Consider the following 14,305-nt stretch of genomic DNA (forward strand, 5'->3'; position numbering starts at 1 on the left):
ATCAAGTGATAGAAGTCAGTATACCACATTTAAAGATAAATTTCAAATTATACTACTGTGGGCAGAAACTTGTCAATAACCAACACGAAATTTTTACACATAAAGTTTAGGCTTTGGGAGTTCATCTCCAGCAGACTTCTTTCTTTTTCTGACAATAACTGCTGTGTCTGAAGGTTTGGCTTGCGTTTCCTCGACAACTTGTCGTTCGGTTTCCTCACTAGCAGCGGAAGCGGTTTTTTGTTCTGTTGTTTCCTCACTGCCAGTCGAATCGGTTTCCGGCTCTATTGTTTCTTCCGTCCCTGCTGTATCGTCGTCTGCCGGCTGAGGAGAAGAACGCAAAATCCGCCAAAGCGTCGGCGCATTTTTAATCAGCGGTCCATACTGTTGGATCATGGGCGCCACTTGTTGGGTGATGCCTAGAACGCGTTGCGTATGATTCAAGATCGTCGTTAAGTTCATACCACTACCGAACAACCTACTGCCACCTGTAATGCTACCTGTGCTAACACGAGAGGCGGCGCCGCCAAATAAGCGCGATAATAAACCGCCGCCGACTCTCTGCGTAGCAAAAGAAGGAGCTACCTGCCCTGGAATTGTCGCTAGAGGTTGTGCCGCAGACTGGACGAATCTTGGCGCCATGCCTGGTCCCATCATTGGGCTACGCCCTAAAAAGGGGCTTGTTGTTGGTGGCGGGAACGGTTGCATCGGAAGGGGACTTGCAGGAGGGCCTAAAAAAGAGTGCATGTCAATTTTCCCCCATCTTTATATAGTCTCTTACCTGCAACCTATGCAGCGGTCGTACGAATCGTGTCTTTAAATGCAAATGGACGAAATACATGCCAGTATGGTAAAATGAAGTATTGCAATCGAACGGAAAGTAGGAGTTAAAAATGAATGCTGAACATTTTAGCCGTTTAGGCTTAAACGAGCGACTGCTCAAAGGATTGAGCGCTATTGGCGTCAATCGGCCAACTGAGATCCAGGAACGATTGATTCCAGCAATTTTAAATCGAAAAGATGTCATTGGCCAGTCGCAAACAGGGACAGGAAAAACATTTGCGTTTTTGTTGCCGATCATCGAACAGCTCGATGTCGACCGAAACGAGGTACAGGCAGTGATCACTGCCCCTACACGAGAGCTTTGTGCCCAATTATTTGATGAGTTAAAAAAGCTGATTGTCTATTATGACGGGCAAGTAGATGCGCAGCTTTTCGTTGGCGGGACGGACAGAAAACGGCAAGCACAGCGGTTGTCCACTAAGCAACCGCACATTGTCATCGGCACGCCAGGGCGGATTGCTGACCTTGTCAATACGTCTTCCTTGCTTGTATACACGGCAAAGACGCTTGTCGTTGACGAAGCGGATCAGATGCTCGACATGGGCTTTCTAGAAGACGTTGACAAGGTTGCCGGAAGATTAGCCGAGGACTTGCAAATGCTTGTCTTTTCGGCAACTGTTCCTGAAAAGCTACAGCCATTTTTGAAAAAATATATGAATAACCCACGGCATGTCCATGTTCAACCAGAAAAGCTGGCGGCAGAGCGTGTTGCCCACCAGCTTGTTCCAATGCGCCACCGGGACAAGTTGACCGTGTTGAAAGAGACCATTCGCGGGTTAAACCCGTATTTGGCGATCATCTTTACCAATACAAAAGAGCAAGCCGACGAAGTGACAGCAGCTTTAGCTACTGAGAATATACTCGTTGATTGCCTCCATGGCGGTCTACCCCCGCGGGAACGCAAAAAAGTAATGAAACGAGTTGAGGATTTATCAATCCAGTATTTGGTTGCAACCGATTTGGCCGCGCGTGGCATTGACATTAAAGGCGTGACACACATCATCAATTACGAGTTTCCGCAAGACTTGGATTTTTATGTCCATCGTGTTGGGCGGACAGCACGGGCTGGCGCAGACGGCATTGCCTTGTCGTTGTATGAGCAAAGTGATGAAGCCGCGTGTGCGAAGCTTGCTAGTCGGGGGATTGTTTTTTCATTTGTGGAATTCAAACATGGTGAATGGACAGAGCTGGTTAAGCCTCCTGTTGGAGCGGGCCGGGTCAATCGAAGGCCACCGACAGACAAAGGAAAAGGCGCTGCTGAAAAGCAAACAGGTAATCGGCCAATTCGGACTGGCGGCAAGGCAAAAGCTAGGCCTAAAAAAGTAAAGCCTGGCTATAAACAAAAAGCGAGAGCCGCCATTGCCAAACAGAAAAAACGGGAGAGACGCTTAAACGCGCGTAAAGAGAAATAGTACGGAGGGAGATTTTATGTCATTGTTAATTGGTTCCCATGTGTCGATGAGCGGAAAGAAGATGCTGCTGCAATCGAGTGAGGAAGCAGCATCTTACGGTGCCACGACATTCATGATTTATACAGGGGCGCCCCAGAATACACGGCGCAAAGCGATTGAGGATTTGAACATTGAAGCGGGGAAAGCCCATATGGCGGAGCATGGCCTATCAAACATTATCGTCCATGCTCCATATATCATCAATATTGGAAATACGCAAAAGCCAGAAACTTTTCGCCTCGGCGTTGATTTTTTGCGATCTGAAATTGAACGCACTGAAGCGATAGGTGCAAAACAAATTGTTCTTCATCCAGGTGCTCATGTAGGTGCAGGGGCAGAGGAAGGCATTAAAAAGATCATTGAAGGCTTAAACGAAGTTCTTACTGAAAAGCGCGATGTGCAAATCGCCCTTGAGACGATGGCTGGAAAAGGTTCTGAATGCGGCTGTACGTTTGATGAACTTGCTAAAATCATAGATGGCGTCACACACAATGAACGTTTATCTGTTTGTTTCGATACATGCCATACACACGATGCAGGCTATGATATTGTCAATGATTTTGACGGCGTGCTCGATGAATTTGACCGGATCGTTGGAGCAGAGCGGATTAAAGTCGTCCATGTCAATGATTCTAAAAATGAACGCAGTTCTCGGAAAGACCGCCATGAAAACATTGGCCATGGCCATATCGGCCTTAAAGCGCTCGACTATATTGTCCATCATGACCAATTTAAAGACATTCCTAAAATTCTCGAAACGCCTTTCATAGGCAATGACAAGAAAGATAAAAGGCCTCCATACAAACATGAAATTGCGTTGTTGCGCAGGGAATTGCTTGACCCTATTGAAAAATAAAGTTCCCAACAAAGATTTTTATAGGCTGTGTCGCCAAAATTTTATCAAGCTCACGCCCTCAATAGAGGACGTGAGCTTTTGGTGTTAATCCAAATAATGCTGAAATTGCTCAAACAATTCGTCGACAACGGCGGCAATATACGGGTCTGTTTCCGTTCGCAGCCTCTCTAAAATTTGGTCGACTTGTGTTCTATTCCCGATGTCGATTCGTTGTGCCTTTATAATTTTGAAAATTGCTTTTGTTTGTGCTGGTGTTACTTGGTAGCCATGTTTGTGGGCTAATTGAATAAACTCTGGTTCAGTAATCGAATTGATTTTTTGGTTAATGAGCTGCTGCATGATGATATTCACTGTGCAAAACCGCCCCCTTTAAAAGAAAGTCTTGTTACTATATGATCGGGAATTTTAATTAGAACAAAAACAGGAAAAAACGCCATTATCACGAATAAGAATAGTGTAGCGGGGAATGTTTACGGCCAAGGTTGTTAGATAAGGATCACTACTGAAGAAGGAGGGGCAAGGATGTGCAAGCTTTCCCAAAATCAAAAAGCAGCCCCTATAGGGAGTAGCCAAGTGCGGCAAATGGCGAAAAGCGTAGATGTACATGATGACCATTTACTTTACATAAAAGAACCGCCTGATGTCGCCCATTCAATGTTTTCCATTATTCAAGCGATGGATATTCCTTACTTAAAGGTAGACGAGTGCTTTCGACAGCTCCACTGGAGCGAATCCTTTGTTCATCTCACCGATTTGGCAGAAAAAGACCTTGAAGAACAAACACTGGCAGAGTTAGGCGTTTCTGATCATTTGCTGCAATTTATCAATGAACAATTAAGCATCTCAGTGGGGCAAGGCAACCAGGTCATTAAAAACTGTTATGAAGATGACAATGCAACGATCAAAGTGACTGTAGTCCCTGAAAGAGGGACGTTTGCCTTTGTGTACTATGTGCTTTTAGAAGACTTGACGGTAAAACGGAAATTCGAGGAACTCGTCACATTTCAGCATCAAATGCAGGCAGTATCACATATTGCTGCCAGTGTCGCCCATGAGCTCAGGAATCCTTTGTCTGTCATAAAGGGGTTTTTGCAGTTATCCCATTTGACGAGTGATTTTCAGAAGTATTACAATACGATTATTTCAGAGCTAAACCGTATGAATGTCATTATTGAAGATTTTCTATCGGTTTCACGCAAAAAGAACGACCGCAAGTGGCAATCGCCAGCACAGTTGCTTCAATCACTTGCTGAACTGATGCGGGCGGAATGCTCTTTGCACAGTGTTGAATTTCAACTTGACATTGAAGAAACGTTTGCGATTTGCCACGTAAATGAATCGATGTTTAAGCAGGTTATGCTTAATTTGTTGCGCAATTCGATTGAAGCATATGAAGAGCAGTCAACTGGACGGCGTTTGGAAATAAGAAGCAGGGAAGTTGGCGAGCAAGTAGTTATCGAGCTGATCGATAATGGCAAAGGCATGCCTGATACTGTTTTAAGCCAACTTGGAAAACCATTTTTTACGACAAAAGAAAAAGGAACGGGCGTCGGTATCCCGTTATGCAAAAAGATCATTGAAGACCATGGTGGCACATTTGATATTCAGAGTGAAGCCAATGTTGGAACGCGAATTGAGATGATATTGCCATTATTAGTGTGAAATGGATAATTATTGGTTTTGTTCCAGTCATTTTTTGAGCTGAATGAGCCTTTTATTGGCGCGGCTCAAGCGAAATAGGGGAGCAATTCGCCCTTTGAGAGAGTATTCTGGAGGAAATGCAAGGTTTTTAATTGATTTTTCGGCATTTGCTGCTTCTAGCCTTTGTTTGTCTCCTTGTTCCTGACGACGCAATCGCTTATGCTTTCAGCGTTCAAAGGACAAAGGAGTGAACAGTGTGAAGCGAATAATGAAAGTGCTGTTGGCAGCGGCTTTAGCGGCTTTAGTTGGTGGCGCCTTTTTACTTATACATGATTACCGTGAAACAAACAAGGAGCTGGCCAAGGAAAATGAGGAAATGAGGCAGCTTTTTGGCTCGATGGAAGAGGAACTGCAAGAAACAGGTGCTGTTGCCGAAGAATTGTCATTTGAAGACAATCATCAAGTCTGGTCAGAAGCAATGAAGCTTGCGGATGAATTATATGAAGACAGCGATGGCCATTTTAAAAAAGAGTGGGGGATGTATTTAGCCCATTTAGCAGAACAAAAGCAAATGAATCCCTACCTTGTGTATGAATTGCTCAAAGTTGAGAGCGGAGAGCAGTTTGATACAAATGCAGTCGGTCCAGAAACAAAATATGGTCATGCTTATGGAATGGCGCAGTTTATGACAAACACGGCTCCATGGATTGCTGAGATGGCTGGCGTTGAATATCGCCAAGAACTACTTTTTGATCCATTCTACGCGATTCAGCTATCCGTTGAATATTTGGATTTTCTATATGGCCAATATGGCGATTGGGATAAAGCATTGACTGCCTATAACCGTGGCATGGGTGGTTTAGAATTGTACATTAATGAAAACGGCGATGCAAAAAGCGCTTACGCGGTAAAGATCCAAACAGCAGCAAAGCAACATGGAGTACCTGCCGTCGTTTACGCAGATAATGAGTAACAAGTCAGATTGCCGAAGAATGCTTGGCAGACGAGAATGAAGTCGAGAATAGAACTTTGTGTTCATTGAGCACACGAGCGAGGCAAACGACGACGTATCGAGCGTTTGTCGACAGTCTTAGAGCGCTTAAGCGCTCTTTTTTTATGGCCCAACAGATTGCTTTTTATCTCTAGACATTTAAAAAATAATCGTTATAATAGGAGAAGGATTAAATCGGAACCATTCTTAATAGTAGGACGGTGAAAACATGGACCGCTATGCTCCGCTGGCAGAATTACAAAACGTCTCATTTCATTACGGGAAGCGTCCCGTTTTAAGCAATATTTCGTTAACAATTGAAAAAGGCGCATTCTTAGGGATTGTCGGTCCCAATGGGTCAGGGAAATCAACGCTAGTAAAACTGCTTCTTGGGCTTCTCCGCCCAGACGAAGGCAGCATTTCTTTATTTAATCAGCCACAAGACAAGTTTAAACAATGGGATAAAATTGGCTACGTTTCCCAAAAAGCAAATAGCTTTTCTAGCGGTTTCCCGGCGACTGTTTTTGAAGTGGTGTCAATGGGATTGTACGCCAAAGTTGGGTTGTTCCGCTTTTTGCGCAAACAGGATAAAGACAAAATTAATGAGGCCATTCGTCAAGTAGGCATGTCAGAGTATATGCATGAAAACATCGGTGAATTATCAGGCGGCCAACAACAGCGCGTTTTTATTGCGAGAGCCTTGGTGAGCGACCCAGAACTTCTTATTTTAGATGAGCCGACAGTTGGGGTCGATGCCAAAAGTGTTGGCGAATTTTATGGGCTGTTAAGAAAGTTGCATAAAGAAGAGGGGAAAACATTGCTGTTGATTTCCCATGATATTGGAGCGATGACGCAATACGTAAATGAAGTTGCCTGCTTAAATAAAACGATCCATTTTCATGGGACTTCAGATGAGTTTGTCGCTAAAACGGATAAACTTGAATTTTATGGGCATGACGTTCAACTGCTAACCCATAACCACGAAGGAGTTGCCCATGTTTAGCGCGTTCTTGACTTATGATTTTTTACGATACGCTTTTTTTACAGGGATGCTCATCGGTGTATTAGCCCCACTACTAGGAGTATTTCTAGTGGTCAGGCGCATGTCGCTAATCGCTGATGCCCTATCACATATTACCCTTTCAGGGATTGCATTTAGCTTATTGCTTGGCAGTTACTTTCCGTTTATGAGCGGGGCGAACCCCCTTTACTTAGGAATGGCATTTTCTGTAGGGGGGTCCCTTTTTATTGAGAAACTTCGCCAAGTGTACGCCCATTACAAAGAAATCGCGATTCCGATTATTATGTCTGCTGGGATTGGTCTTGGGGTTATTTTTATTTCATTGGCCAATGGATTTAACAATGACTTGCTAAATTATTTGTTTGGTTCAGTCATTGCTGTCAATCGCAGTGACTTTGTGACGATCGCAATCATAACGGTTGTCGTCTTTGTCGTACTGGTCTTTTTTTACAAAGAATTATTCTTTTTGTCGTTTGATGAGGAGCAAGCGATCGTTTCAGGCATTAACCGGCGCCTGGTCCATCTCGTGTTTATGGTGATGGTTGCACTTGTGATTGCAGCTTCTATGCGGGTTGTAGGGATTTTGCTTGTTTCCTCTCTGATGACGCTCCCTGTTGCAAGCGCCATGCGTTTTGCTAAAGGGTTTAAACAATTGTTTGTGTTTGCTGTTGCCTTTGGTGAAATTGCCGTGATTGGCGGTTTAATTGCCGCCTACCAATTGCAAATAGCACCAGGCGGGGCGATTGTCATGATTGCTGTCATCATTTTGCTTTTGTCACTAGCATTTGGGCGAAATCGCAAAAAAGGCTTATTTTTATTCGGCAGGGGAAACACACCTAGTCAAGCATAAAAAAATCCGTTACACTAAAAGAAAGTCTAAAAAGAGGGTCGATTGCATGGATGTATCAACTGCACTTAATCGTCTAAAAGAAGAGGGGTATAAGTATACGGGCAAGCGGGAAGAGATGCTAAAGCTGTTTGCAGCTAACTCCCGTTATTTAAGTGCACGAGGGGTGCTGGAAGCAATGCAAGACCGCTATCCAGGGCTAAGTTTCGATACCATTTATCGGAACCTCTCCCTTTTTGCTGAGATTGGATTGCTGGAAACGACAGAGCTGGACGGGGAAAAGCGTTTTCGATTCAGGTGCGGAACGTCAAGCCATCACCACCACCTTATCTGCTTAGAGTGTGGGAAAACAGAGCATTTTCACAATTGCCCAATGGACGAGTCACTTGCAAAACGATTTCCCCATTTCCATGTTACTGGACATAAATTTGAAATATACGGCATGTGCGAACAATGCCAGCAGTAAAAGCTTAAGGGCTCTTCCCTTAAGCTTTTTTTGCGTTATGGGGAAGGGAACATTTCACTTTGTGGGTAACGTTAGTGGTTCAGGGAATAGGCAAGCGTTGCCATGTATTCCGGCTGGCTTTAGCGAAAAAACTAAAGGCAGGAGGGGATATCAATGAGTCCAATTGTCCATTGCCGAGTATCTAACTGCACGTTTTGGGCAGAGGGAAACAAATGTGGCGCTGAAGAGATTCTTGTAGAAACCGATCCTTACGCAGCGGACTATGAAATCGAGGCAAGTAGTGAATGGCATGCCGATGCAAAAGAGGACGTACACGAGCATGCCGAACAAAGCGCGGAGACGTGTTGCCAAACGTTCAAACCGAAAAAAGAACACTGAGGGCTCGCTAACAAAGTCGATAACCCTCATTCAGACTGATCTGGGGGCTTGCTTGGCAAGCCCTTTTATATAGGAGACGCCTCCCCGCTTTTTAGCCAGCGTGCCATCCAATGATATGCTTCTTGCCAGTTTCGCACGCGTACGACAGATTTGGGGGTTGGCATTTGGTTGTAAGGCGTATCGAACAAGAGGACAGGGATCGCAAATTCTTCGGATATCATGACGGCATTATCATGTTTGTCTTCAAGAAAAACGTCAAGCTTTTGTGCTTTAACAGCCTCGAGTTTATCATGCTTGCCGACAAGTTCAATATGGTGATAAGGCACTTGGCGATTCGCGAACCAAGAGGTAGTAACGTCTGTTAAGTGCTTACGCCTGGCTGTGATGTAAATGAGCTCATGTTCTTTACTCCAATTTAGAAGGGCCTGTTTGGCGCCATAAGCGAGCTCTGCTTCAGCATAGATCGTAGGTTCATTTACTTCCATCCAATCCCAGAATTCTTTGTCTGAAATGCGGAGAATTTTAGTCAAATCGTATTCAGACAAATCAGCTAGTGTGAATTGCTTGTTAAAATCTTTATTTAAATAAGGGACAAACGTAGCCGGGTCTGTAATTGTGCCGTCAATATCGAGTCCAATCCGTTTTTTCATTACACTTACACCTCTTTTAGTAATACTTGGTAGCATGTATCGCTTCCTTTTACGGCAAACTAACGACAATCTTCATAAGAAAGCAGGGGAAGCACTTTGGCAGAAAACAAACAGAAAGAAACGGTTAAACTAGTCGATGAAAATGATCCATCGCTAACCTTTTTAAATACCCATGTTGATGGCCATGATGGCGAAGAAGGCTCTGACTACTTGCTGGATAATCAGGATGAAAACCGTTTTAACGAGGAAACGGCAAGCGAATTTTCGGCAGACGAAAGGTTGCGAGAACAAGATCCAGAAGAAGAGGCAGACCAAACAGATGCTGGGAAAGGGATAGGTACATTGGCACTCGTCCTCTCCATTACTTCCTTGTTTCTTGTCCCATTATTGTTAGGCACAGCCGGTATTATTTGCGGCGCTGTTGCAATTTCAAGAGGGGCAAGAGGGTTAGGCATTTGGGCCACCGCAATAGGCATTGTTTCTGTTCTCTCAACGCTTATCTTTTCTCCCTATTTTTAAACGAAAAAGCCGGCTCGGACCCGAGTCGGCTTTTAAATGGTTTAATTTGGCTGAGCTTCGCGTTGTTTTGCATAATGTTCTTCTGCAAGTTTATCGATTTCTTTTTTTAGCTCTTCCACCATTGTTTCTTCTGGGACTTTACGGACAATCTCGCCTTTCATAAACAAAAGCCCTTCGCCCCGTGCTCCGGCAATGCCGATATCTGCTTCTCGAGCTTCGCCTGGGCCATTTACGGCGCAACCGAGAACAGCGACTTTTATCGGTGCTTTAATTTTTGCAATGTAGTCTTCCACTTCGTTGGCGATGCTAATCAAATCAATCTCAATCCGGCCGCATGTCGGACAGGAGATCAGTGTCGCTGCATTAGCGGCAAGGCCAAACGATTTCAACAGTTCTCGCGCCACTTTTACTTCTTCAACTGGATCAGCAGACAGCGATATTCGCAATGTGTTGCCAATCCCCATATGCAGAAGAGCGCCAATTCCTGCTGCGCTTTTCACTGTCCCGGCAAAAAGCGTACCTGATTCAGTAATGCCAAGATGGAGCGGATAGTCGAATGCTCTGCTCGCTTTGTCATAAGCTTCGATCGCTAAACGCACATCCGAGGCTTTCATGGAAACGATAATATCGTGAAAATCTAGTTCTTCTAAAATACGGATATGGTGCAATGCACTTTCGACCATCGCGTCAGCAGTCGGATAGCCGTATTTTTCAAGCAAATGGCGTTCCAAAGAGCCGGCGTTGACGCCAATCCGGATAGGAATGCCTTTTTCTTTTGCTGCCTTTACCACTGCTTCTACATTTTCGCGCTTACCGATATTGCCAGGATTGATACGGATTTTGTCAGCGCCGCCCTCAATCGCTTTAAGCGCAAACTTATAGTTAAAATGAATATCAACGACAAGGGGGATATTGATGCGTTTTTTTATTTCAGAGATTGCTTCTGCAGCTCGCATATCTGGACAAGCTACACGCACAATCTGACAGCCAGCTTCTTCTAATCGATTAATTTCCGCAACAGTCGCTTCGACGTCATGCGTTTTTGTTGTCGTCATGCTTTGAATAATAATTTCATCATTTCCCCCTATTGTCAGGTTTCCTACCTTAACAGGGCGCGTATTTTTGCGGTGAACTCTCTCGGCCATAGACCTAATCGCTCCTTTGAGGGGCTTTTGTGCCCATCTTTTGTCTCCTATGGAGTCTGTTCTATTCTATCAATGAATAACTGGGGCTGGCAAGGATATTCACTCAGCTTCACCATTATACAAAGGAAACCGGTAACGCTCGCCGACTTGAAGCGCGTTTGGCTCCATTTGTTCATTTAATTCGCGAAAGTCTGCGATGATTGATTCAATTGGACGATCGACTTGGTGGCCATGCAAATGTTCGACGACAGAGAGAACAGTTTGCCCTGGTTCAATGATCACTTCCTGATATGGTAGTGACGGCTCATTCTCTCCTTGATTCTCTTCAACCTGAACGGTTAAAGGGGTAGGAGGCGTACGGCTCTCTTTTTCTTCGGCAAACGTGCCGCCCGTTAAATCATGATGTATGCCAAGAATAACAATAATCAAGACGATCCCAAACAAGATCCGCTTCACTGCTCAGCCTCCTTTTGCATGAATCGATTCAATATGGTACAACCTATAGAATAGACGTTTGCTTAAAATCTATTCATTCGCGAGGATTCTAATGAAAAAGAATGATTATCCAGGGCTGTTTTTACTTCCGACACTGATCGTCTTAGGGAATTCCATGTATGTGCCGCTTTTGCCTGTTATTGAACAAGCATATGCATTCACACAAACGGAAAGCACTTGGTTTTTAAGCATGTTTACGCTAGCGGGAGTGGTCGCTATTCCATTTGCCCAACAATTGGCTAGGCGTACGAATATTCGCAAGGCAATGATCATCAGCTGTTTATTAGTAATGGTGGGGTCGCTTGTCAGTGTGTGGGCCCAATTGAATGGGGCTGCCATGCTTTTATTTGCTGGTCGGGTTGTAACCGGAATGGGAGCAGGCGGCGCAACTTCTCTTGCTTACACGTATGCCGGTGCTTTTGCAAAAGGAAACGAAAAGTTGGTTCTCTTTGGGCGGCTTGAATTAAGCAATGGCGTCGCAAAAATAAGCAGTCCACTAATAGGGAGCTTGCTATTGTATTTGTCTTGGACATTAAGCCCATATTTGTTTTTCTTATTGGCTGTTTGCAGTACCTTTTTTGTCTGGCGAAATATTGCGCCCCTAAAATGGGGAACCTCGAAAGTGGGACAAGTCTCTTTTCGGGGCCATGTTTTCGTTGCCGTCTCTGAGTATACGCTAAGCCTCGTGCATTTGTTTATATTGTACGGTTTATTTTTTTACGCTTCTTATTTATTCTCGCTTTTCGGTTTTTCTCCTGCTGTTCAGGGGTTACTGCTAGCACTTCCGTTTTTGGCGATGGTGCTGTGCTCAGCGAATATTCGCTTTGTTGCCAACGTTGGTCAAACAGCCATACGCGGCGTGCTACTTAGTTTGCTGCTATGTTGTACACTTTTGCTCCTATTTTTTAGTGAGCAGGTTATTGTACTTTGTGTCGTTCTTTCGATTTGTGGTGGATGTACAGGGGTCGCCTTGCCCCTTGCAAGCAATGCCTTAGGGGAGAGGACAGCAGGAGCTGTCCGCGAACGTTTAATTGCATGTCTGTCTATGGCAAGGTTTCTAAGCATTGCGGCAGCGCCTCTTTTTTATCAAATGTGGATAGGCAATGGCATGGTTGCGCTTGGCAGCATACTTGCCGTTTTGACGGCTTCCTTTATAATAGGAATATGCCGCTATAGAGAAAAAAAACAACATATCACACAAATTTAAGCAGCGAACCAGGACTTTAGGCCCTTCTCGGATGAGCGAAAAAGAGGTTACCTATTTGAGAGGGCTGTTGCCTCACGAACAGGAGTGATCAGTTTGATGAGAACAAAATTAAAAAAAATAAGCATGGTTTTGACTGCGCTTTTGCTTGTTTTTTCGTTTATGCCAAAACTAGCATTTGCAGACGCTGTCCCTGGCGATGTAATTGTCACGCTTGGACAAAACTTATCTGAGGAGCAGAAACGGGATATTTTAAAACGGATGGAACTGCCTAGTGAGTATGAAACCATTTATGTAACCAATGAAGAAGAGCACTTATACTTAGGGCAATATATAAGCGCTAGCCAAATCGGCAATAAAGCCTTGTCTTCATCGAAAATTACAATTGCCCCTGCTGGCACCGGTATACAAGTAACTTCTGATCGGATTAGTTGGGTTTCTAATGAAATGTATGCCAATGCTTTAGTGACAGCTGGTGTTCAAGACGCCGAAGTATATGTCACAGCTCCGTTTGAAGTTTCAGGTACTGCCGCCCTCACTGGGCTGATTAAAGCATATGAGACAGCTGCTGACTTGGATATTCCAGAGGAACAGAAGACCGTTGCTAATGAAGAAATGATCCGAACTGCAGAGCTAGCTGAATCGATTGGCAGCGAGGAGGCAAATGAGTTAATTACCCGAGTGAAAGAGGAAATTGCTAGCACCAACATTGAAACAGAAGAGGAAATGCGGACCATTATTATTAAGCTAGCCGATGAAATTAATGTGACCCTGTCGGATCAGGAGACGAATGAACTTACTGCGTTATTTATGAAAATGAAAGATCTAGATATTGATTGGGATCACTTAAAGGATCAACTGTCCAAAGTAAGGGAGAACTTTGGCAATTTTGTCGAAAGCGAGGAGGCGAAATCATTCCTCGACAGTTTTATTGATGCAATGAAACGCTTTTTTGATTCCATTGCTGACCTATTTCGTTCATAATAAGAGAGGGGTGCTCCTCTCTTTTTGTTATGCATGAAACTTTTTGAAGAGTAGCACGTAGAAAAGGTACAAGTGATGATAGGGAGGTCGATTTTATGATTGATTGGCTCGATTCAGCTTCGATTGGATTTATCGTAGTTGCTTTTGGGACATTATTTTTAATCGGCGAATTGCTGGTTAGGGCAAGGGGTCTATTTGGCCTTCTCGGCATTGGATTAATATGCATGTATTTTATTTACCATTTAAACGGAGACGTTGGCACTTGGGTGATCGTTTTTTATTTAATTGGCCTTGGACTCATTATATTTGACGGCAACGTGACATCCGATGGCACAATTGCTGCAATTGGGGTTATACTAATGATCATAGGCCTAGCGATCCCTGCCCCGGATTTGATTTATGGCGTGCTTGTTTCATTTGCAACCGTGATCGGCGCCTTTGCGTCTCTTTTGTTCTTAAGAGTCTTTCCCCACCGGAATATGTGGACGAAAATGACATTAAAAGACCAACTTTCTTCTGAAAAAGGTTATAACTCAATGAACGAAAGCTACAAAGAGCTTGTTGGAAAAAAAGGGGTAGCTTTAACTGATTTCCGTCCTACTGGGACGATTGACATTGAGGGGAATCCATATAGTGCAACAAGCGGGGGCCGTTGGATTAAAGTCGATACAGAGGTGGAAGTTGTCTCTGTCGATGGAACGAGGATTTTGGTGAAAGCCGTCGAAGTGGCAAATGAGGATGAAGAACAGGCAAATCAAAGTGATGATCGCCAGTAAGGCAAAGCTAGTCTCACGGCAGCTAGGGGAAAAGTAAATAT

Annotated in this window: 17 protein-coding genes; 12 read left to right on the plus strand and 5 right to left on the minus strand. The window is 44.2% G+C overall.

Going from position 1 to position 14,305, the window contains the following annotated elements:
• Positions 1 to 93 precede the first annotated feature (93 nt).
• Positions 94 to 744, minus strand: coding sequence for a YqfQ family protein (locus N6H06_RS08200; RefSeq protein WP_263706030.1), 651 nt, complete (start codon positions 742 to 744; stop codon positions 94 to 96).
• Positions 745 to 890: 146 nt separating this feature from the next.
• On the opposite strand from N6H06_RS08200, the gene N6H06_RS08205 reads away from it, so the two are divergent.
• Complete coding sequence (locus N6H06_RS08205; RefSeq protein WP_263706031.1) at positions 891 to 2,252, plus strand: DEAD/DEAH box helicase; 1,362 nt, start codon at positions 891 to 893, stop codon at positions 2,250 to 2,252.
• Positions 2,253 to 2,268: 16 nt separating this feature from the next.
• On the plus strand, positions 2,269 to 3,147 hold the full coding sequence (locus N6H06_RS08210; RefSeq protein WP_062747281.1) for a deoxyribonuclease IV: 879 nt from the start codon (positions 2,269 to 2,271) through the stop codon (positions 3,145 to 3,147).
• Between the two features lie 84 nt (positions 3,148 to 3,231).
• On the opposite strand, the gene N6H06_RS08215 is transcribed toward N6H06_RS08210, so the two are convergent.
• A complete protein-coding gene (locus N6H06_RS08215) occupies positions 3,232 to 3,498 on the minus strand; it encodes a DUF2624 domain-containing protein (RefSeq protein WP_062747279.1) in 267 nt (88 codons plus the stop codon).
• Positions 3,499 to 3,669: 171 nt separating this feature from the next.
• Here N6H06_RS08215 and N6H06_RS08220 point away from each other — a divergent pair, with 171 nt between their 5' ends.
• The 6 genes from N6H06_RS08220 to N6H06_RS08245 all read left to right on the plus strand — a co-directional run bounded on the left by N6H06_RS08220 (position 3,670) and on the right by N6H06_RS08245 (position 8,491).
• Positions 3,670 to 4,809, plus strand: coding sequence for a sensor histidine kinase (locus N6H06_RS08220; protein WP_062747278.1), 1,140 nt, complete (start codon positions 3,670 to 3,672; stop codon positions 4,807 to 4,809).
• A gap of 235 nt (positions 4,810 to 5,044) precedes the next feature.
• Complete coding sequence (locus N6H06_RS08225) at positions 5,045 to 5,761, plus strand: lytic transglycosylase domain-containing protein (RefSeq protein WP_212953380.1); 717 nt, start codon at positions 5,045 to 5,047, stop codon at positions 5,759 to 5,761.
• Between the two features lie 247 nt (positions 5,762 to 6,008).
• A complete protein-coding gene (locus N6H06_RS08230) occupies positions 6,009 to 6,782 on the plus strand; it encodes a metal ABC transporter ATP-binding protein (RefSeq protein WP_212953382.1) in 774 nt (257 codons plus the stop codon).
• On the plus strand, positions 6,775 to 7,650 hold the full coding sequence (locus tag N6H06_RS08235) for a metal ABC transporter permease (RefSeq protein ID WP_062747272.1): 876 nt from the start codon (positions 6,775 to 6,777) through the stop codon (positions 7,648 to 7,650). The genes N6H06_RS08230 and N6H06_RS08235 overlap by 8 nt, the downstream gene beginning before the upstream one ends.
• Positions 7,651 to 7,696: 46 nt before the next feature.
• Positions 7,697 to 8,113: a Fur family transcriptional regulator gene (locus tag N6H06_RS08240; protein WP_062747270.1), complete on the plus strand. Its 417-nt coding sequence runs from the start codon at positions 7,697 to 7,699 to the stop codon at positions 8,111 to 8,113.
• A gap of 153 nt (positions 8,114 to 8,266) precedes the next feature.
• Positions 8,267 to 8,491, plus strand: a complete 225-nt coding sequence (locus N6H06_RS08245) for a DUF1540 domain-containing protein (protein ID WP_062747269.1) — start codon at positions 8,267 to 8,269, stop codon at positions 8,489 to 8,491.
• A 65-nt stretch (positions 8,492 to 8,556) separates the two neighbouring features.
• Here N6H06_RS08245 and N6H06_RS08250 read toward each other — a convergent pair whose 3' ends face one another.
• On the minus strand, positions 8,557 to 9,141 hold the full coding sequence (locus N6H06_RS08250) for a 5' nucleotidase, NT5C type (protein ID WP_062747267.1): 585 nt from the start codon (positions 9,139 to 9,141) through the stop codon (positions 8,557 to 8,559).
• Between the two features lie 96 nt (positions 9,142 to 9,237).
• On the opposite strand from N6H06_RS08250, the gene N6H06_RS08255 reads away from it, so the two are divergent.
• A complete protein-coding gene (locus N6H06_RS08255; protein WP_062747266.1) occupies positions 9,238 to 9,660 on the plus strand; it encodes a CD225/dispanin family protein in 423 nt (140 codons plus the stop codon).
• A gap of 41 nt (positions 9,661 to 9,701) precedes the next feature.
• Here N6H06_RS08255 and ispG read toward each other — a convergent pair whose 3' ends face one another.
• Together ispG and N6H06_RS08265 are read right to left on the minus strand one after the other, a co-directional pair.
• Complete coding sequence (ispG, locus tag N6H06_RS08260) at positions 9,702 to 10,805, minus strand: flavodoxin-dependent (E)-4-hydroxy-3-methylbut-2-enyl-diphosphate synthase (protein WP_062747265.1); 1,104 nt, start codon at positions 10,803 to 10,805, stop codon at positions 9,702 to 9,704.
• Positions 10,806 to 10,904: 99 nt separating this feature from the next.
• Positions 10,905 to 11,261: a hypothetical protein gene (locus N6H06_RS08265; RefSeq protein WP_263706032.1), complete on the minus strand. Its 357-nt coding sequence runs from the start codon at positions 11,259 to 11,261 to the stop codon at positions 10,905 to 10,907.
• Positions 11,262 to 11,352: 91 nt separating this feature from the next.
• On the opposite strand from N6H06_RS08265, the gene N6H06_RS08270 reads away from it, so the two are divergent.
• From N6H06_RS08270 to N6H06_RS08280, 3 genes are all read left to right on the plus strand, one after another.
• Positions 11,353 to 12,507: an MFS transporter gene (locus tag N6H06_RS08270; protein ID WP_263706033.1), complete on the plus strand. Its 1,155-nt coding sequence runs from the start codon at positions 11,353 to 11,355 to the stop codon at positions 12,505 to 12,507.
• A gap of 96 nt (positions 12,508 to 12,603) precedes the next feature.
• On the plus strand, positions 12,604 to 13,488 hold the full coding sequence (locus N6H06_RS08275) for a DUF1002 domain-containing protein (protein ID WP_062747259.1): 885 nt from the start codon (positions 12,604 to 12,606) through the stop codon (positions 13,486 to 13,488).
• A gap of 95 nt (positions 13,489 to 13,583) precedes the next feature.
• Positions 13,584 to 14,264 (plus strand): NfeD family protein, encoded by a 681-nt coding sequence (locus N6H06_RS08280; RefSeq protein WP_263706034.1) that lies wholly within the window; start codon positions 13,584 to 13,586, stop codon positions 14,262 to 14,264.
• Positions 14,265 to 14,305: the final 41 nt, after the last annotated feature.

Source organism: Shouchella tritolerans, assembly GCF_025770735.1.
Lineage (GTDB): Bacteria > Bacillota > Bacilli > Bacillales > Bacillaceae_D > Shouchella > Shouchella tritolerans.

Coding starts and splice junctions, on each gene's coding strand:
- N6H06_RS08200 (WP_263706030.1), bottom strand. CDS start 744: ATGCACTCTTTTTTAGGCCCTCCTGCAAGTCCCCTTCCGATGCAACCG.
- N6H06_RS08205 (WP_263706031.1), top strand. CDS start 891: ATGAATGCTGAACATTTTAGCCGTTTAGGCTTAAACGAGCGACTGCTC.
- N6H06_RS08210 (WP_062747281.1), top strand. CDS start 2,269: ATGTCATTGTTAATTGGTTCCCATGTGTCGATGAGCGGAAAGAAGATG.
- N6H06_RS08220 (WP_062747278.1), top strand. CDS start 3,670: ATGTGCAAGCTTTCCCAAAATCAAAAAGCAGCCCCTATAGGGAGTAGC.
- N6H06_RS08230 (WP_212953382.1), top strand. CDS start 6,009: ATGGACCGCTATGCTCCGCTGGCAGAATTACAAAACGTCTCATTTCAT.
- N6H06_RS08235 (WP_062747272.1), top strand. CDS start 6,775: ATGTTTAGCGCGTTCTTGACTTATGATTTTTTACGATACGCTTTTTTT.
- N6H06_RS08240 (WP_062747270.1), top strand. CDS start 7,697: ATGGATGTATCAACTGCACTTAATCGTCTAAAAGAAGAGGGGTATAAG.
- N6H06_RS08245 (WP_062747269.1), top strand. CDS start 8,267: ATGAGTCCAATTGTCCATTGCCGAGTATCTAACTGCACGTTTTGGGCA.
- N6H06_RS08250 (WP_062747267.1), bottom strand. CDS start 9,141: ATGAAAAAACGGATTGGACTCGATATTGACGGCACAATTACAGACCCG.
- ispG (WP_062747265.1), bottom strand. CDS start 10,805: ATGGCCGAGAGAGTTCACCGCAAAAATACGCGCCCTGTTAAGGTAGGA.
- N6H06_RS08270 (WP_263706033.1), top strand. CDS start 11,353: ATGAAAAAGAATGATTATCCAGGGCTGTTTTTACTTCCGACACTGATC.
- N6H06_RS08275 (WP_062747259.1), top strand. CDS start 12,604: ATGAGAACAAAATTAAAAAAAATAAGCATGGTTTTGACTGCGCTTTTG.
- N6H06_RS08280 (WP_263706034.1), top strand. CDS start 13,584: ATGATTGATTGGCTCGATTCAGCTTCGATTGGATTTATCGTAGTTGCT.